15 protein-coding genes are annotated in these 19,031 nt (G+C 57.9%); 11 read left to right on the top strand and 4 right to left on the bottom strand.

Features of this window, described 5'->3' with window-relative positions:
* The first annotated feature begins 47 nt into the window (after positions 1-47).
* From IEU99_RS00980 to IEU99_RS00970, 3 genes are all read left to right on the top strand, one after another.
* The gene (locus IEU99_RS00980; RefSeq protein WP_128889745.1) at positions 48-1,685 is read left to right on the top strand and encodes an ABC transporter substrate-binding protein; all 1,638 of its coding nucleotides are present in this window, start codon (positions 48-50) and stop codon (positions 1,683-1,685) included.
* A gap of 71 nt (positions 1,686-1,756) precedes the next feature.
* Positions 1,757-2,320 (top strand): adenine phosphoribosyltransferase, encoded by a 564-nt coding sequence (locus IEU99_RS00975; RefSeq protein ID WP_128889746.1) that lies wholly within the window; start codon positions 1,757-1,759, stop codon positions 2,318-2,320.
* Between the two features lie 187 nt (positions 2,321-2,507).
* Positions 2,508-4,748 (top strand): RelA/SpoT family protein, encoded by a 2,241-nt coding sequence (locus tag IEU99_RS00970; protein ID WP_371869464.1) that lies wholly within the window; start codon positions 2,508-2,510, stop codon positions 4,746-4,748.
* A gap of 60 nt (positions 4,749-4,808) precedes the next feature.
* Here the strand turns inward: IEU99_RS00970 and IEU99_RS00965 are convergent, their stop codons facing one another.
* Positions 4,809-5,585 (bottom strand): peptidylprolyl isomerase, encoded by a 777-nt coding sequence (locus IEU99_RS00965; protein ID WP_128890811.1) that lies wholly within the window; start codon positions 5,583-5,585, stop codon positions 4,809-4,811.
* A gap of 263 nt (positions 5,586-5,848) precedes the next feature.
* On the opposite strand from IEU99_RS00965, the gene tpx reads away from it, so the two are divergent.
* From tpx to hisS, 3 genes are all read left to right on the top strand, one after another.
* Complete coding sequence (tpx, locus tag IEU99_RS00960; protein WP_128889749.1) at positions 5,849-6,346, top strand: thiol peroxidase; 498 nt, start codon at positions 5,849-5,851, stop codon at positions 6,344-6,346.
* Positions 6,347-6,447: 101 nt separating this feature from the next.
* Positions 6,448-7,086: an MBL fold metallo-hydrolase gene (locus IEU99_RS00955; protein ID WP_128889750.1), complete on the top strand. Its 639-nt coding sequence runs from the start codon at positions 6,448-6,450 to the stop codon at positions 7,084-7,086.
* A 113-nt stretch (positions 7,087-7,199) separates the two neighbouring features.
* Positions 7,200-8,480, top strand: a complete 1,281-nt coding sequence (hisS, locus tag IEU99_RS00950; RefSeq protein WP_229718332.1) for a histidine--tRNA ligase — start codon at positions 7,200-7,202, stop codon at positions 8,478-8,480.
* A gap of 77 nt (positions 8,481-8,557) precedes the next feature.
* Here the strand turns inward: hisS and IEU99_RS00945 are convergent, their stop codons facing one another.
* Genes IEU99_RS00945 through ypfJ form a run of 3 tightly spaced genes read right to left on the bottom strand, consistent with a single transcriptional unit; the run spans position 8,558 to position 10,650 of the window.
* Positions 8,558-9,124 (bottom strand): CE1759 family FMN reductase, encoded by a 567-nt coding sequence (locus IEU99_RS00945; RefSeq protein ID WP_128889752.1) that lies wholly within the window; start codon positions 9,122-9,124, stop codon positions 8,558-8,560.
* Positions 9,125-9,159: 35 nt separating this feature from the next.
* Positions 9,160-9,750, bottom strand: a complete 591-nt coding sequence (locus tag IEU99_RS00940; RefSeq protein ID WP_128889753.1) for a TetR/AcrR family transcriptional regulator — start codon at positions 9,748-9,750, stop codon at positions 9,160-9,162.
* Between the two features lie 15 nt (positions 9,751-9,765).
* Entirely contained in the window at positions 9,766-10,650 is an 885-nt protein-coding gene (gene ypfJ, locus IEU99_RS00935) for a KPN_02809 family neutral zinc metallopeptidase (protein WP_128889754.1), read from the bottom strand.
* A 182-nt stretch (positions 10,651-10,832) separates the two neighbouring features.
* On the opposite strand from ypfJ, the gene aspS reads away from it, so the two are divergent.
* The 5 genes from aspS to ruvX all read left to right on the top strand — a co-directional run bounded on the left by aspS (position 10,833) and on the right by ruvX (position 18,984).
* Positions 10,833-12,629 carry an aspartate--tRNA ligase gene (gene aspS, locus IEU99_RS00930; RefSeq protein ID WP_128889755.1) on the top strand — a complete coding sequence of 599 codons (1,797 nt, stop codon included), beginning with the start codon at positions 10,833-10,835 and terminating at the stop codon, positions 12,627-12,629.
* Positions 12,630-12,971: 342 nt separating this feature from the next.
* A complete protein-coding gene (locus tag IEU99_RS00925) occupies positions 12,972-14,225 on the top strand; it encodes a phosphotransferase (RefSeq protein WP_229718331.1) in 1,254 nt (417 codons plus the stop codon).
* On the top strand, positions 14,218-15,552 hold the full coding sequence (locus tag IEU99_RS00920) for a replication-associated recombination protein A (RefSeq protein WP_229718330.1): 1,335 nt from the start codon (positions 14,218-14,220) through the stop codon (positions 15,550-15,552). Before IEU99_RS00925 ends, IEU99_RS00920 begins: the two co-directional genes overlap by 8 nt.
* A gap of 101 nt (positions 15,553-15,653) precedes the next feature.
* Entirely contained in the window at positions 15,654-18,329 is a 2,676-nt protein-coding gene (gene alaS / locus IEU99_RS00915; protein WP_128889758.1) for an alanine--tRNA ligase, read from the top strand.
* Positions 18,330-18,414: 85 nt separating this feature from the next.
* Positions 18,415-18,984 carry a Holliday junction resolvase RuvX gene (ruvX, locus tag IEU99_RS00910; protein WP_229718329.1) on the top strand — a complete coding sequence of 190 codons (570 nt, stop codon included), beginning with the start codon at positions 18,415-18,417 and terminating at the stop codon, positions 18,982-18,984.
* Positions 18,985-19,031 lie beyond the last annotated feature (47 nt).

Genomic DNA, 19,031 nt, shown 5'->3' with positions numbered 1-19,031 from the left:
AACTGCAACGGCCTTGAGGCCGGGAAAAGAAAGGTGGTTGCCCCTTAGTGACTGTCGTATTGGCATCTTCCACGCGGGCACGCCGGATGCGCACTTCGCTTGCTCTTTTGGCCACAACGCTTGTTACCGCCCTGAGCGTTCAAGCATGCGGCAACGATGAACCCGAAGGTCGAGACACCCCAAGCAATGAACTTTTCGGCTACGCCGTGGATTCGCCACTAGAAACCACCAACGCCGGTAGCTCCCTGGGGGCGTCCATCGATGCGCAGGCCTTAAGCAGCAGACTGTATCCAGGACCTTTTACCCAAGGGCCAAAAGGGCAGTGGATTCCAAACCGCGACCTAGCAGAAGGCCACCTGCTTCCTGGAGTGCAGCAACGCGCTGAGTTCAAGATCAACGAGAAGGCGAAGTTCTCCGATGGTGCGGCTTTGACCTGCGACTCATTCCTGCTCGCTTTCCGCGCTGGAACCATGCCCTCGCTATTCCACTCCTACATGCCGTTGATGAACGAAGTGGAAAGCGTGGAATGCCAACCCAATAGCCGGGTGGTGGACGTGGTGTTCAAACAGGGCTTTGGTCCTCGATGGCGCCAGATTTTCCCCGCTGGAACACTCCTGCCTGCCCACGCGATTGCCAGGGAAGCCGGGCTGAGCATGGAAGAACTCAATGCTGCCTTAATCAATCAGCAATGGGGGATGCTCGAAGGAGTCGCCGAGGCATGGAATAAGGGCTATGAGCTCGAAGATTTCAATCCCTCGCTGCAACAAAGCCTCGGGCCTTATAAGATCCGCTCAGTTGGCGAGCAAGGCGAGGTGGTCCTCGAACGCAACGAGTACTACGCCGGCGCACCTGCTGAGGAACCAGAGTTAGTGGTGTGGCCCAGGGGATCTGATCTGCAACAACTGCGCAAGGATGGCGTGCTTCGCGTTGCCGATACCACCAGCTTGAATGAACTGTCGTGGCTTGACCGCGACAATGTAGAACGCCCAGTAGAAGTCGCAGCGATGGAAGGCGTGATGACGGATTCTCTGCTGCTTTCGGATACGGGGGTGTTTGCAACGGCAGAAAACCGCAAAGCCTTCGCGGCGTGTATCGACCAAGCAGCCGTGGCCAAAGCCTCCGAAAAAGCCAGTGGCGTGGCAGTGACCCCGGTGGTAACTCGGATGCTTCGGGCAGGCGACCCATCGGCATCGCAGCTCAAAGACATCACAGAGCCGCACCTGCGCACCAATATCGATGAGGCGAAGGCCCTCCAAGGCGTCACGATCAATATTGGCTATACCGGACCGGATAAGCGCAAGGCCGATATGGTCAAGGCGATTGCCAAGTCCTGTGAGCCCGCCGGGATCGAAATCGTGGATGCCTCCAAGCAGGGCGGCACCTTTGATCAATTGCGCTGGGTTGGGGCAGATGGCACCGGCGCCTATCACCCCAATGCCACCCTGGACGCGCTGCTATTGGCGGTAGACCCAGTGAGTGACTTTAGCGGGGTAGCGAAGTCGAGCGCAGACATCGAAGGCCTGCGCAAAGACGAAGCCGACTCCTGGGAAACGATCAGCACCGTGCCACTAGCAACCCAACCGCGGGTGCAAATGTATGACCGCGATGTCTTGCACGTTGTGCCCAACACCAATGCCGCCGGCGTTGGTTGGAATATGGATCGCTGGAGCAGCAAGCAGCCATAAGCCCTCTTTTTTGATCAACCACAATGAGCACCAGGCGTAGAACCCACCAAAAGGAAGAAACGGACCCCAAGATGACAAGCAAGGAACCTCGATATAGCAGCGCGATTGACGCACTCAAGCAAAAAACACGCCTGGTGCCTGATTTCCCCGTCGAAGGTGTGCTCTTTGAAGATCTCACCCCGGTGCTGGCTGATCCTGAGGCGTTTCGCTTGATTATCGACGACGTCGCTGCCGAAGCGGCGAAAGCCGAGGTCGATCTGATCGGCGGTTTGGATGCCCGTGGCTTCCTGCTTGGCTCAGCAGTGGCGTATTGCACCGATAGCGGCATTTTGGCTATCCGCAAGAAGGGCAAGTTGCCTCCACCGGTGCATACCCAAAGCTACGATCTTGAATACGGCAAGGCAGCCCTTGAACTGCCCGCTGAAAACCTCGATCTTGATGGAAAGCGCGTGATGGTCGTCGACGACGTGCTGGCCACCGGTGGCACCTTAAGCGCGGCCATTAAGTTGATTGAGCAATGTGGTGGTGAGGTAGTGGGCTGCGCCGTAGTGTTAGAGGTAGCCGGTTTAGGCGGCCGAGAACGTCTAGGGGATGTGCCCCTGTACGTGGTAAACCAGCAAGCAACTGAAAGTTAGCTCCAAAGCAATAAGGAAATAGTGGCGATTTGAGCGCTGTGTGCCACCACACGGTGGTAGCAACACAGCAGGGCATAAGGAAACGAAGGCCGCATCTACGCGGAGTAGATGCGCTCATTTGCCACACATAGCGGGAAGGAGCTTGGGCGTGACGGTGGAGAAGAAGACGCAAAAACAGCCAACCACCATGCGGAGCATGTCGGCGCGTTTGGCTCGGAGTCTTACGGGCACACGCGTGCGTATTAATCCGGTGCTTGAGCCACTGATGGCGATTCACCGCGAATTTCACCCGAAGGCCGACGCCGAGTTGCTGGATCGCGCCTATGCCACGGCAGAGCGCTTGCATGAAGGGGTGTTCCGCAAGTCCGGCGATCCGTACATCACGCACCCGTTGGCGGTTGCCACGATTGCAGCCGAAATTGGCATGGACACCACCACCTTGGTGGCGGCGCTTTTGCACGACACGGTGGAAGACACCGACTATTCCCTCGAAGACCTCACCAAGGATTTCGGCGAGGAAGTAGCAAGGCTTGTCGACGGCGTTACGAAGCTCGATAAAGTCGCACTCGGTGCCGCCGCTGAGGCGGAAACGATCCGCAAAATGATCGTGGCGATGAGCGAGGATCCGCGCGTGTTGGTCATCAAGGTTGCCGACCGACTGCACAACATGCGCACCATGCGCTTCCTGCCCCCTGAAAAGCAGGCAAAGAAGGCGCGCCAAACCCTCGAAGTGATTGCGCCCCTGGCGCACCGTCTTGGTATGGCCAGCGTGAAATGGGAGTTGGAGGATCTTTCCTTTGCCATCCTCTATCCCAAGAAGTACGACGAGGTTGTGCGCTTGGTGGCCGATCGCGCCCCCTCGCGAGATCGCTACCTCAAGGAAGTTTCTGCAGAACTTCAGCAGGCCTTAAAAGACAATCACATTGATGCTGAGGTGATGGGCAGGCCGAAGCACTACTGGTCCATCTACCAAAAGATGATTGTGCGCGGCAAAGACTTCGACGAGATCTTTGATCTGGTTGGCCTGCGCATTCTGGTCGACACCGTGAACAATTGCTACGCAGCCATTGGCGTGGTGCACTCTTTGTACTCGGCGATGCCGGGGCGTTTCAAAGACTATATTTCTTCACCAAAATTTGGCGTGTACCAATCGCTGCACACCACGGTGATGGGCAACGGTGGCAAACCCATCGAGGTGCAGGTTCGCACCCACGAGATGCACTTCAACTCTGAATACGGCATCGCGGCGCACTGGCGCTATAAGGAGCTCAAGGGCTCCAAGGGTGATCAGGCTGAAATTGATCAGATGTCCTGGATGCGCCAGTTGCTGGATTGGCAAAAAGAAGCCGCGGACCCCAATGAGTTCCTCGATAGCCTGCGCTACGACCTCACCGCGAAGCAGATCTTTGTGTTTACCCCCAAAGGCGATGTGGTCAATCTTCCCGTTGATTCCACACCGGTGGATTTCGCCTACGCCGTTCACACCGAGGTAGGCCACCGCTGCATCGGTGCGAAAATCAATGGCAAATTGGTCGCGCTGGAATCCAAGCTCAAATCCGGTGACCGCGTAGAGATCTTCACCTCCAAAGACCCGAACGCCGGCCCGAGCCAGGATTGGCGTGACTTCGTGGTTTCGCCTAGAGCCAAGACGAAGATCCGTCAGTGGTTTGCCAAGGAACGTCGCGGCGAATACCTCGAAGCCGGCCGCGATGCGCTGGCGGCGGAAGTCCAGCGTGGTGGCTTGCCCATGCACAGGCTTTTTACCGCTTCCACCATGAAGCAGGTTGCCACCGAGCTGCACTATCCCGATATTGATTCGCTCTACACCGCGATCGGTTCGGGCAATGTCTCGGCAGCGAATGTGGCACACCGGCTCATGGCACGTTTTGGTGATGCCGATGATGCCGTAGATACGCTCGTCTCGCGCACCCCGCTGAGCGAGCTGGTGCACCCCGAACACAAGGGCACGAACTCGCAGGCAGTGTTGGTACAGGGAAGCCCCGATGTGCTGGCCAAGCTCGCCAAGTGCTGCATGCCCGTGCCCGGCGATGAAATCTTCGGTTTTATCACCCGCGGCGGTGGCGTATCGGTACACCGCGTCGATTGCACCAACGCCAAGAAGCTCAAAGAGGAGCAAGAAAGGCTTATCGACGTCTCCTGGGCCCAAGAAGGCGGCGGCACCGCTTTTGCTGCCACCTTGCAGCTCGAAGCGCTCGACCGCGATGGCCTGCTGATGGATCTCACCCGCGTGATCAATGAGCAGCGCGTAGTGGTGGTGGCGATGAACTCCCACACCGCCGATGATCACGTGGCGGTCGTTCGTTTCACCTTCTCTGTTTCAGACACCAAGCAGCTCGGCACGTTGATGAACCAACTGAGAAACATCGAAGGCGTCTTCGACGTCTACCGCGTCACCGCCGGCGGCTAAGGACGACAGCGCCCCAAGCACCGAGAATGATGCTTGGGGCGTTGTGTTTTTTTGAAAAAGCTACTGCACCTTCGCGGAGGTGATCTTCACTTCCTTCTTCGGAGCGCCTTCGCTACCGCCACCATCAACGCCTTCGGCGGCTACGGCATCAAGGGTGTCGAGGCCGGGCTGCTCGATCTTGCCAAAGTAGGTGTAGGCAGGAGGCAGGGGAGAGTCACCGTAGTTCAAGAAGAACTGTGAACCATTGGTGTCCGGGCCGGAATTAGCCATGGCCACCGTGCCGCGCGGATACACCACGGGGCTTGCTTGATCTTCAGCCTCATCGGTGGGGTACTCATTGGCAAAGCTAAAGCCCGGGCCACCAGTGCCTTGGCCAGTGGGGTCGCCACACTGCAAGATGTGCAGACCCTCGGTGACCATACGGTGGCAGACCGTGTCATCGTAGAAACCAGACTTTGCTAGGTGCTCGATGGCATTGACGGTACAAGGAGAAACCGCACGATCCAGGCTCAGCGGAATCTCACCGGCGGTGGTGTCAAAGGTGATATTGACCGTGCCCGTGGCAGCGACGTCCTTCGTCTTTGGCTTATCTACCTTCTTTGCGGCCTCGCCTGCGTCTGGGTACTGGCAGTCGACGGTATCGCCGAGAGCAGTCTCGCGGCTCAGTGCCAACACATTGCTTTGAGGGGTTTCTTCCTCTTCTTCGTTGAAGTACTGGTAACCAAAGTAACCACCAACCAACAACACGGCGACGGCAGCAACGCCACCAATGGCCATGGGCGTCGAACGTCCCTGTTTACGCTCATTACGCTTTACCTGATGTTCGAGCTTTTCCATCGCCTCACGGCGGCGTTGTTCGTTGCTCACTGTCAACTCCTCTACTTGATTACCATCCACAGGCACTCGCGCTTGGCGCAATTACCCGGGCAAGAATGCCCACCCAGCATAGCCTTAAAGCTCAAGCAAGAAGGCATCACTCGGGCTATTCGCGTGGCGCAGCAGAAGGCACTGATCGGGAATCACCATCGGTGGGGATCTTTTTTGGAGATAAGTGCCAGCTAGAGGTGGCGCGATACCAGCACAGCACCTAGGCTTGGCACATGGCATTGACACATTTCCAAGGCAACGAAGCAAACACCAACGGCAACCTCCCGGAAGCAGGAAGCACGCTTCCCGAGTTCACCCTCGTCGGCACCGACCTTAAGGAACTCGGCAACAAAGATTTCGCCGGCAAGCGCCTGGTGCTCAATATCTTCCCCTCGATTGACACCGGCGTGTGCGCCGCCAGTGTTCGCGAGTTTAACCAGCGAGCAGCGGCACTCGATAACACCGTCGTGCTGTGTGTATCCGAGGATCTTCCCTTCGCACTGGCTCGATTCTGCGGTGCAGAAGGCATTGACAACGTCGTCAGCGCATCTGGTTTCCGCACGAGCTTTGCCCAAGACTTCGGCGTGCAGTTGCAGGACTCTCCGCTGGAAGGCTTGATGGCTCGCGCCGTTGTCGTAGCCGATGAAAACGGTGCTGTACTCCATGCACAGTTGGTAGAAGAGATCGGCACTGAGCCCGACTATGACGCCGCCGTGGATGCCTTAGCATAAGCATCCAAAACACCCTAGGGAGCAACCCCGACGCCTTCGATGGCGTCGGGGTGTTCTCGTTTTCTTCTTGCCTGACGCGCCATACAGCTACAGTGGCAAAGGTGGATATTCTCGGATTCGTCGCAGGACCGTACCAAACCAACTGCTACGTCATCGATGATGGCGCCAAGCTCACCGTCATAGATCCCGGGATGCGTGCGCAGCCCGTCGTCGAGCAATTTATGCGCGAAAAGGGCCGAACGCTTGAACAAGTCGTGTTAACCCACGGCCATATCGATCACACCCGGGACGCAGCAGCGTTGGCTAATGCCTGGAGTGCCCCTGTGTGGATCCACGCTGATGATGCCTTCATGCTTGAGGCCGGGGACGGGGTTTCTGAACAGTCGAAGGTGCTCTTCGAGGCAGCATCAATGCCTCAAGCCAATGATCTGCGATATCTAGAGCACGCCCAGAGCATCGAACTTGGTGGCCAGACCTTTGAAGTGCGCCATGCACCAGGACATTCTCCCGGTTCGGTGCTCTTTGTAGGCCAACAGCTATGTTTTAGCGGCGATGTCGTATTCCAGGGATCGATCGGGCGCACAGACCTGCCTCAATCAGACCCAGCGGCGATGCAGGAGACGCTGCGCGCGGAAGTGTTGCAACTTGATCCGGCGCTGCAAATTCTTCCCGGCCACGGCGCAGCAACGACGGCACGCGCGGAATTTGCCCAAAACCCCTTCCTCCAAGCACTCAAGTAGAACGAGCCTGAACACACCGATGCGCCCCTAAGCTCGTGTCGCAGGCCTGAGCGAAACACCCTTGCTTAAGCCTGCCAACGATGGAAAATTTCCGGGGCGTTAAGATAGTCGGCGTGACTAACGCGAAGAAGCTCCCCACCATTGCCGCCCCCAAAGGCGTGCCCGACTACCTGCCGCCCCAATCGCCTACCTTTTTGCAGGTACGCGATACCTTTGCGCACCAATCGCACCTGGCGGGATACGAGCACATCGAGCTGCCGGTGTTTGAAGATACGCACCTGTTTGCCCGCGGCGTCGGCGAATCCACCGACGTGGTGAGCAAGGAGATGTACACCTTTGCCGACCGCGGCGATCGTTCTGTCACTCTTCGCCCCGAAGGCACCGCAGGTGTGATGCGCGCAGTGATCGAGCACAACCTCGACCGCGGCCAATTACCCGTCAAACTCAGCTACTACGGGCCATTTTTCCGTTATGAGCGCCCTCAAGCTGGCCGCTACCGCCAACTCCAACAGGTTGGTGTTGAGGCCATCGGCGTCGACGATCCTTATTTGGATGCCGAGGTTATTGCGCTTGCCGACGCAAGCCTTCGCGCCATCGGCCTGGAAGGATACCGCCTGGAGCTAACAAGCTTGGGCGATGAAAGCTGCCGGCCTGCCTACCGCGAGAAACTGCAGGAATTCTTATTCAAACTCCCACTCGATGAGGCGACCAAAGAGCGTGCCCGGATCAATCCGCTTCGCGTGCTCGATGATAAGCGCCCCGAAGTTCAGGAAATGACCGCCGATGCACCACTGATGGTGGACCACCTTTCCCCGGAATCCCAGCAGCACTTCGAAACGCTCACCGGCGTGCTTGAGGATCTCGGCGTCGCCTTCACCATTAATCCTCGACTGGTGCGCGGCCTGGATTACTACACCAAGTCCACCTTCGAATTCGTCCACGATGGGCTTGGCGCACAATCTGGCATTGGTGGCGGCGGCCGATACGACGGACTCATGGCCCAACTGGGTGGCCAGGAACTTTCCGGTATTGGCTACGCCCTCGGTGTGGATCGTTGCCTGCTTGCTCTAGAAGCAGAAAACAAGCAGTTTGGCCGGCAAACCCGAGTCGACGTCTACGGCGTGGCCATGGGCGAAGACGCCAAGCGTGCCCTGATGCCAATGCTGAACACCTTGCGTGCAGCGGGGATCCGCTGCGATATGGCCTTTGGCGATCGTGGCCTAAAAGGCGCGATGAAAGGCGCCGACCGAGCCGGCGCTGCATGCGCACTTGTTGTCGGCGATCGGGAATTGGAACAAGGTGTTGTCGCGGTGAAGAACCTTCGCGAGCACACCCAAGAAATGGTGGAGCAACACGCGCTGGTGGACTACGTCCAACGCCTCGTTGCCTCCTAGACATACACCCAATAGGTGAGCCCTCAGCCTTTCGTGGCTGAGGGCTCATGGCGTTTAAAAAGAAAGCGCTTCAAGCATCAGATTTGATGCGTGCCCTTCTGGTACTCGGGGATCATCAACATAGCGAGCTCATTAGCTGCTCGGTGGATGCGGTTATTCAGCGCGGGCAGGGCTTCTTCGGTGGTGTCTTGAGGGGTGACCAAAATTGCCGTGGGAACAATCGCTGCTTTGAGGTAGCTAAACAGTGGGCGGACTGCGTGCTCAAGCACCAAGGCGTGACGCTGGGAGCCTGCATTTGCAGCGATGATTACCGGGATTTGTTTGATGTCTTGAGGCTGCAAGGCATCGAAGAACATTTTGAACAGCCCGGAGTAGCTGGCTTTGAACACAGGGGTTACGGCGATGAGAGCGTCGGAAGACTTCACCTGTTGGATCGCACGCTGCAGCGCCGGTGTGAGCTCACCATTGTGCGTCATGCAGTGTGCGAGGTCGAAGGCAAGATCTTTAAGGCTTAATGCATGCACCTCAAGATCAGAGCCGCAACCTTGCACCGCCTTCTGAGCGGCCTCGGCAATCGTATTGCCAAGTGCGAGGGAGCTGGATGGCTCGCCAAGACCGCCGGAGATAATCGTCAAAGTGCGCATGGCTGCATAGTGTAGGCGCGGGGCTGTGAACAGGGCTAACTTTGCACAGCCTTGGCAGCCACTCCGTGGCGACACCCTGCAAGAAAAATATTCAACAAGTCTTGCTGGTCTGCCTCTAAATCGGAGTGAACGCCACCATCGTGGCTGCCCAATAGGCGCACGATGCCGTTATAAAAGGCCAAGGCCTCAATACTGGGGTGGATGACCTCGACAGCCTTAAGCTCTTGTACCACCTGCGTGAGCAACTCCAGCAACCTTGCCCTCGCATCGAGCGAAGCCTGATTGAGTTCGTGTTCCTCGGCGCTAAGCAGCGTCGGGATCACCGCGTTGAGACCGATGGTGTTAATCAAGGTGAGCAAACGGCTCAGCATCGCCTCACCTTCGGCTGCTGTCTTCGGTTCGAGCTCTACGAGCTGCTCCAGATCGCTAATGCCTTGTACGGCGATATCCAAAAGGATCTGATCGACCAACGCTGCTCGGGTGGGGAAGTGGCGGTAGACCGTGGCGATGCCAACACCTGCTCGCTTCGCCACTGCCTCTAAGGTCATAGCATCGCCTTGGCGTAAGAGCAGGCGTGCGCCAGCAGCAAGAATATTTGAGCGGCGCCGTTGCGCGTCAATTCGCATGCGGTTCTCCTGGTGTCAGCGATACGCGTTGCGATCCAGATAATCGCAACTTGCCATCGAACCAGTGCGGTATCCCTGCAAGAACGCCTCTTGACGCTGTTGAGAAGAGCCGTGGGTAAATGACTCAGGGTTTACATCACGACCAGCTCGTTGCTGAATATTATCGTCGCCTACTGCCCGGGCAGCATCAATTGCCTGCTCAACCTGGCTTTGGGTGATGGGTTCAAGAAACGCATCTTCGCCCTTATCGGCAAAATGACCCCAGACGCCTGCGTAACAGTCGGCCTGTAATTCGATCTTCACAGCATTGGAATCCGGGCCGGGGTCGTTGTAATCAGAAAGCCCCAAGGTACCCTCCAAGCTTTGAATATGGTGGCCGAATTCATGCGCCACGATATATTCCTGGGCAAAGGGAGCATTTTGGCCGCCATAGCGTTCGAGGGAATCGAAGAAGCTGACGTCAAAGTAGGCAGTGTGATCCCTAGGGCAATAGAACGGCCCTGTAGAAGATGAGGCAAGACCACAACCGGTGGAGGTCTGAGCATCAAAGACCACCAAGTTGGGTTTGCTATAGGTGATATCCGCTTGTTGCGGAAGCTGAGCGCTCCACACCTGGTTCAAAGAGATGCCGGTGAATTCGACGCGGCAATCGGCATAGCGGTTCGCGTCGTCGGAGGTCTTGCAGTGCTCCAACTGGCCTGGGGCAGTTTGCTGCTGTGGCTGTTGTTGAGAGTCTGATCCGATGAGCCCGCCGAGCTGGGAAGGGTCGCCGCCCATGAGGAGGAAAAGGCCGACTAACAATAAGGTGCCCACGCCGCCGCCAACAGCAATGCGTCCACCGCCACCGCCGCCGGTACGAGCGAGGTTTTCTGGCTTATCGATGCCACCACGAAAGGTCATGTGCTGATCATGCCACAGCTTGCGCAATATCTAATGTTGCGCCCTCAGCAGTGGATTCGAGGGCTAGAGGCCAGTGGCTGCGACTGAGAGGGTAGGATCAATGCCTTAGTATGCCTTTATGCGCCCGAGTCGCGTGACACGGGGCGCGAGAACACAAAAAAGGGAAAGGATTTGGTGCCGAAGTGCTTCGCACAGATTTCGCGGGTGACCTCCGCAAAGAGGCGGTCGGACAAACCGTTACGCTCAGTGGTTGGGTAGCGCGCCGTCGTGATCACGGCGGTGTGATCTTTATCGATTTGCGTGATGCCTCTGGTGTGGCTCAGGTTGTTTTCCGCGATTCTTCCGTGGCGGAGCAAGCACACCACCTGCGCAGTGAGTTCTGCGTGAAGGTCACCGGTGTGGTGGAAGCACGACCCGAGGGTAGCGAGAACCCCAACCTGGCTTCGGGTGCGATTGAAGTAAGCGCCACTGAACTTGAGGTACTCAACGAGTCTGCGGCGCTGCCCTTCCAGATCGACGATCCCTCCCAGTCCGGTGAGGTAGGCGAGGAAACTCGCCTGAAGTATCGCTACCTGGATCTGCGTCGCAGCAGCCAGAACAACGCTTTGCGCCTGCGCTCCAAGGCCAACCAGGCGGCTCGCCGCGTGTTGGATCGTCACGATTTTGTGGAGATCGAAACCCCCACCTTGACTCGTTCCACCCCGGAGGGCGCCCGAGACTTCCTCGTGCCCGCGCGCCTGAAGCCAGGTTCCTGGTACGCGCTGCCGCAGTCCCCGCAGCTATTCAAGCAGCTTCTCATGGTTGCCGGCATGGAGCGTTACTACCAGATCGCCCGTTGCTATCGTGATGAGGATTTCCGTGCCGACCGTCAGCCGGAGTTCACCCAGCTCGACGTGGAGATGAGCTTCGTTGATCAAGAAGATGTGATCGCGCTAGCAGAGGAGATCCTCAAGGAGCTGTGGAAGCTGATCGGCTACGAGATTTCCACTCCGATCCCTCGCATGACCTACGCCGAGGCCATGAAGAAGTACGGCTCTGACAAGCCCGACCTGCGCTTCGATATCGAGATCACTGAGTGCACTGAGTTCTTCAAAGACACCACCTTCCGCGTGTTCCAAAACGAATACGTTGGCGCTGTGGTCATGGACGGTGGTGCATCCCAGCCTCGCCGCCAGCTCGACGCATGGCAGGAGTGGGCAAAGCAGCGCGGCGCTAAGGGCTTGGCCTACATCCTCGTCGGCGAAGACGGCGAACTCTCCGGCCCTGTAGCAAAGAACATCACTGAGGCTGAGCGTGCCGGCATCGCCGAGCATGTGGGTGCAAAGCCGGGTGACTGCATTTTCTTCGCCGCCGGCGATACCAAATCCTCCCGCGCGCTGTTGGGTGCAGCTCGTGGTGAGATCGCCCGCAAGCTCGACTTGATCAAGGAAGGCGACTGGGCCTTTACCTGGGTTGTCGATGCGCCACTATTCGAGCCCGCTGCCGATGCCACCGCATCCGGCGACGTGGCACTTGGCCATTCCAAGTGGACCGCTGTGCACCACGCCTTTACCTCGCCCAAGCCCGAGTGGATGGATAGCTTCGACGAAAACCCCGGCGAAGCTACCGCCTATGCATACGACATCGTGTGCAACGGCAATGAGATCGGCGGCGGCTCTATCCGTATTCACCGTCGTGATGTGCAAGAGCGCGTATTCAAGGTCATGGGCATCACCGATGAGGAAGCACAGGAGAAGTTCGGCTTCCTGCTCGAAGCCTTTGCCTTCGGTGCACCGCCACACGGCGGCATCGCCTTCGGTTGGGACCGCATCGTCTCGCTGCTCGGCGGCTTTGAGTCCATTCGTGACGTCATTGCCTTCCCGAAGTCCGGCGGCGGCGTGGATCCCCTCACCGATGCTCCCGCACCGATTCCGCTGGAGCAGCGCCGTGAAACCGGTGTGGATTTCAAGCCGAAGAAAAAGCAGGAAGCTGAAAAATAAGCGAGCGCTCATAGTGTAAAGATCCTTGGCCTTTCCTAGGCGCCGGTGCCCCTCGGGGCAGTGGCGCGGCAGCTTTGCTGGTATAGGCATCAGCCAATATGGGTGATAGGGTAGGCCATTGATTGCCGATGGATTTGCGTACGATCGCAATCCACTCAAGGCTCACGGAAGATACCGTGAGCCTTGCATCGTGTTCAGACAGAGCACGTGAGCGTGCCGAGGTTTGTCCAAAGCCGAGGCACCTGCGCACTGAGATTCGGTGCGCCCGGGCTGGCCGCCTGTGCCTTCAGTGGCGCGGTGGCCGCTACAAGCTCGAATTGTCAATGGAGATGGAGCATAGGCGTGCAAGAAGAACAACCGCAGCTCGACGCCATCGTGAGTACCGCCGAGGACTTGCTCAGCAAGCGCCTGGGTGGAGTGCAAAAGCTAAAGGATGTCACCCGTTTAAGTGGCTCGGGCAGTGCCGTGGTGGCTCGGGCGAAAGTAGCGCCTTCACCCTTCTTGCAGGCACGTTCCGTGGTGATTAAACACGTCCCAGAAACCGAGGAGTTAATCGACGCCTCGATGTTTATGCGCGAGGTGATTGCCTATCAATTCACCACATCCCTCAACGCCGATGTGCGCCCAGGTCCGGTGCTTTTGGCCTACGATGTCGATGCCCACATCATCGTCATCTCCGATTCAGGTGATGGAGACACCTTCGCAGAGCTGCTTTCTACTTCCAAGGAGGCGCTGCGAACGGAGATTCTGCGCAACCTTGGTGAGTCGCTGGGCAAAATGCATGCCGGCACGGCCACAAAAGAGCAGCACTTCGATATTTTGCTGCGAAGAATGCTGCAAAAGCACCCGGAAATCCAGCACATGCACAGCTTCCGGGAACACCTCCTCGGCTTGTCCATCGAGGTAGGCATGAAGATTGTGGCTCAAGCAGGCATTGCTGTGCCGGAGATTGTCGCAGAGATGGCCGCCGAGTCGAAGCGCCGCCTAATCCGTGGCCAGCACCGTGCCTTTACGCCATTCGATCTATCGCCGGACAACATCATCGTCTCCGAGAGCACCCACTTCCTGGACTATGAGTGGGCCGGTTTCCGCGATGTCACCTTCGACATCGCCTGCGTGATCGCCGGTTTCCCCCAATTTTTAAGCTCGCGGCCGATTAGCGATGACGAAGCAGACACGCTCATCGATGCGTGGGTGGATGAGGTGGGCGACCTCTGGCCAAATGTTCGCAACCACCAACGCCTCCAGGCACGCATCTTGATCGCGCTCGTTGGATGGGCCTTCTCCAGCCTCGCGATGATGCACATCGGTTCGATGACCACGGCCTTTGGCGATTTGTACCAGCTCGCTCAGGACGAGGGACTGAAGGCTATCGACGCCGATGCAGTGCTTGGCATGCTCGAGCACTACCAGTTCAACATCCTGCAAGAAGCAATTGATGGCCACGAGGATTATGACCTCATCCGCCAGGATCTCTATGAGACTTTCGAGTCCGTCCAGCGCTTTGCTCTCCGAAACGCCGATTATCGTTTCCCGGTGGTGGGAGAATTTGCGGGCGCAGTAGTAGAAGCGTTGCGCGTGGATCGCCGTGGATAGCCTTTTCGACGCCCACCGACCGCAATCCCCAACGCCCGATATAGGCAGCAACGCGCCCCTTGCTGCCCGAATGCGTCCTCAACGCCTCGAAGATGTCGTAGGCCAGCAGCATCTTTTGGGTGCGGGCAAACCCTTGCGCCGATTGATCGAGGGCTCTGGGGATGCCTCGGTCATTTTGTATGGCCCTCCTGGCACGGGAAAAACCACGCTTGCATCACTGATTAGTGCTGCAACCGGGCACCATTTTGTTGGGCTTTCTGCACTTAATGCTGGTGTAAAGGAAGTCAGGGACGTCATTGCTGAGGCCAGGAAGCGCCAAATCCATGGCGAAAAGACGGTCTTATTCATCGATGAGGTACATCGCTTTTCTAAGACCCAACAGGATGCTCTTTTAGCTGCGGTGGAAAACCGCGTGGTGCTCTTGGTGGCAGCCACCACGGAAAACCCTTCGTTCTCCGTTGTGGCCCCGCTTCTATCGCGTTCGCTGATCTTGCAACTGCGTTCGCTTGATGATGCCGATATCCGAAAGGTATTGCAGCGAGCAATCGAGGATGAACGCGGTTATCGAGGCGAGCTGGAAATCAGCGAGGACGCCTTGGAGCAGTTGGTGCGTCTGGCAGGCGGGGATGCTCGGCGATCCCTTACTTACCTAGAGGCCGCTGCCGAAGCGGTGCCGCCTGGGGGTGTGTTGGACGCCGCCACAGTAAGTGCACACATTGATAGGGCAGTGGTGCGCTACGACCGGGATGGGGATCAGCACTACGACATCACCAGTGCTTGGATCAAATCCATTCGCGGTTCCGATGTAGATGCGGCGCTGCACTATCTTGCGCGGATGATCGAGGCAGGAGAAGACCCCCGTTTCTTGGCGCGTCGGCTGGTGATTCACGCTAGCGAAGACATCGGCATGGCAGACCCAAGCGCCTTGCAAAGCGCTATCGCCGCAGCCCAAGCGGTGCAACTGATTGGCATGCCGGAGGCAAGGATCAACTTGGCGCAGGCCACGATCCATTTGGCTACCGCGCCGAAGTCCAATGCCGTGATCCGCGCCATCGATGCTGCATTGGCAGATGTGCGCAAAGGCCATACCGGCCCTGTGCCACCTCATCTTCGTGATGGCCATTACGAGGGTGCGAAGGCCATGGGCAATGCGGTGGGCTATCGCTATCCTCACGATGATCCAAATGGGGTGCTAGCCCAGCAGTACCTGCCCGATGGCCTTGAACAGGCTCGGTATTACCAGCCCAGCGAGCACGGCGAGGAACGAAAGCTTGCTGCGCTTTGGCCGAGGCTGCGCAAAATTATCCGTGCAAAGCATGAGGGCTAATCTGCGGTAGAGTACTGCTGTACTTGCCTGCCTGATAAGAAGGGTGGGCGCTGAATAAAGAACCACTTACGAGAAGAAGAAAGCTAACGAGGCGTTTCGCTGTGCAAACCCATGAGATTCGGGAACGGTTTACTCAACACTTCGTCCAATCAGGCCATGAGGCGGTTCCGAGTGCCTCACTGATTCTTGATGACCCGAACTTGTTGTTTGTCAATGCTGGCATGGTGCCGTTTAAGCCCTACTTCCTCGGGCAGCAAAACCCTCCATTCCCGCAGGGCAAGGCCACCTCTATTCAAAAGTGCGTGCGCACCCTGGATATTGAAGAGGTGGGAATTACTACCCGCCACAACACCTTCTTCCAGATGGCCGGCAACTTCTCGTTTGGTCAGTACTTTAAAAAGGGTGCAATCGAGCACGCCTGGTCGCTGCTCACAGGCGATGTTGAGCAGGGCGGCTATGGCTTAGATCCGGAGCGACTCTGGGTGACCGTCTATCTCGATGACGATGAAGCCGCAGAGATTTGGGAGCAGCACATCGGTGTTCCCAGCGAACGCATCCAGCGTTTGGGCATGGCCGATAACTACTGGTCCATGGGTATTCCCGGCCCTTGTGGCCCTTGCTCTGAGATCTACTACGACCGCGGCCCTGCCTATGGCAAAGAAGGTGGCCCCATCGCAGATGACAACCGCTACATGGAGATTTGGAATTTGGTCTTCATGGAAAAGGAGCGCGGCGAAGGTATTGGCAAAGGCAACTTTGAAATCCTCGGTGATCTGCCGAAGAAGAATATCGACACCGGCCTCGGTGTGGAGCGCGTAGCTTGTATCTTGCAAGGCGTCGACAACGTCTACGAAACTGACCTGCTTCGCCCCGTTATCGATGTGGCGGAGGAAGTCACCGGTACGAAGTACGAGGATCCGAACACCGACCGGATCAATGACATCCGCTTCAGGGTCATTGCCGATCACTCCCGTACCGCCATGATGATCATCCTGGACGGTGTAACACCTGGCAACGTTGGCCGCGGCTATATCCTGCGTCGTTTACTGCGCCGCATTATTCGTTCGGCTCGTCTGCTTGGTGCCCAGGGTAAAACCATGGAACGTTTCATGAACACCATCATGGACACCATGACGCCTTCCTACCCTGAGATCGCTGATCAGCGTGAGCGTATTCTCAAGGTGGCCCTGGCTGAGGAAACCGCCTTCCTGCGCACCCTCGAATCCGGTACGCACCTCTTTGAGCAGGCCGCAGGCCAAGTCAAGGCTCAAGGTGGCGCGACTCTATCGGGCCAAGAAGCCTTTACGCTGCATGACACCTATGGCTTCCCCATCGATCTGACCCTGGAAATGGCCGCGGAGGCAGGCCTTGAGGTGGACGAGGATGGCTTCCATAAGCTCATGGATGAGCAGGTTGCCCGTGCCAAGGCCGACTCGCAGGCCAAGAAGCACGGTCACGCAGATCTCAGCGTCTACCGCCAGTTCGTTGATGAGCACCCCACGGAGTTCACCGGATTCGATGAGCTCAATAGCAACTCGAAGGTATTGGGCCTGATCCGCGACGGACAGCAGGTTCAAGAAGCCGCCGAGGGCGATGAAGTGGAAGTGATTTTGGACGTCACTCCGCTGTACGCCGAAGCCGGCGGCCAGTTGGGCGACCGCGGCACTATTGAAGCCGGTGGCACCCTGCTGCGGGTTGGCGACGTGCAAAAGGTTGGCAAGAAACTTTGGGTACACAAGGCCACCGTGGAGCAGGGCGGATTGATCGTCGGCGATGATGTGCAGGCATTGGTGGACCCGGCGTGGCGCCACGCGGCGCGCCAGGCGCACTCTGCCACCCACCTCATCCACGCCGCCCTGCGCGAGGTGCTCGGCCCCACGGCGGTGCAGGCAGGTTCGATGAATAAGCCTGGCTACTTGCGCTTTGACTTCAACTACACCGATGCGCTGAGCCCTAAGCAGCTTGAGCAGATCCAGGCGATCACCAACCAGGCAGTGGATACCGACTGGCAAGTCAATACCATCGAAACCTCTTTGGATGAAGCAAAGGCCATGGGCGCGATGGCGCTGTTCGGTGAAAACTACGGCGACTTGGTGCGCGTCGTAGAAATCGGTGGGCCATTTTCCATGGAGCTGTGCGGTGGCACTCACGTCTCGCACTCCTCGCAGATCGGCCCGGTGGCGGTGCTGGGAGAGTCCTCGGTGGGATCCGGTGTCCGCCGCATCGAGGCCTATTCCGGTTTGGACTCCTTCCGCTACTTGTCCAAGGAGCGCGCCCTTGTCGAAGGTGTCGCCAGCTCGCTGAAGGCAAAGTCCGAGGAAGTTCCAGAGCGCGTCGCGGCCTTGACCCAGAAGCTCAAGGAAGCCGAAAAGACCATCGCCGAGCTGCACCGTAAGCAACTGTTGGCTGGTGCTAATGAGATGCTGGCCTCTGCAGAAGACGTAGCTGGCACCACGTTCTTGCATCAAGAGCTCCCAAAGGGCACCGAGGCAAAAGACCTGCGCACGCTGGCTACCGAGCTCAAGCAGAAGCTGGGTGGCCAACCAGGTGTTGTGGTGCTTGTGGCTGAAGACGCACGTTCCCGCGTGCCGTTTGTGGTGGGCTTGAATAAGGCCGCTGTGGATCAGGGCTTCAGTGCCAAGGAACTCGCTGGTGTGCTTGGCCAGTACATCAAGGGCAACGGCGGTGGCAAAGCCGATATGGCCCAAGGCTCCGGCAGCGAGATCGCCGGTTTCTCGCAGGCAGTCGATGCCCTGCGCGAAGCGCTTACTCGCTAAGGTTTTCTCGCACGGTCGCTGCTGTATCTTTACAGGCAGCGGCCGTGTTTTGTCGTCATTGTTGTTGCAGACCTCGGGAGTAGCAGTGTTTGATCAATCTCCGCAGCCGGATCGCCCGGGCATCGCCGATCCAGGACCGGGCCGCAGACTCGGCATCGACGTGGGAACGGTTCGCATCGGCGTTGCCGTGTCCGATAGCGATGCGCGCATGGCCACGCCCGTGGAAACTGTTGCTCGTGTCACAGGTTTTCGCGATGAAGACGGTGCCGATATTGAGCGAATTCTCAAGCTGGCGCTGGAATATCAGGTCGTAGAGATTGTCGTGGGTCTGCCACGCACCCTCGGTGGCCAGGGATCTGCCAGCGCCCAGCACGCCCAGCTCATTGCCAAGCGACTTCGCGGGCGCGTCGAAAAGCTCAAACAACAAGGCAGCTTGGCAAAGGGTACAAGGGTCCAGCTTGGCGACGAACGCCTGAGCACCGTAGTAGCCAGCCAAGCCATGCGAAGTTCCGGGGTTTCGGCAAAAAAGGCTCGTTCGCGCATTGATCAAGCAGCCGCTGTGGAGATCCTGCAGAGCTGGTTGGATGAAAGATCGAGCGCAATGCGGAGGCAATCGCCCAAACCCGGACCGATAAAAGGTATCGTTAGAGACTGATCTGCAACATTGCATAGGCGCGACTATGCGTTAAGACCCCGGTGGCA

The sequence above is a fragment of the Corynebacterium pelargi genome, from assembly GCF_014635485.1.
Taxonomy (GTDB): domain Bacteria; phylum Actinomycetota; class Actinomycetes; order Mycobacteriales; family Mycobacteriaceae; genus Corynebacterium; species Corynebacterium pelargi.
The sequence above is the reverse complement of the archived record's forward strand: the minus strand, read 5'-3'. Positions and strand labels throughout refer to the sequence as shown.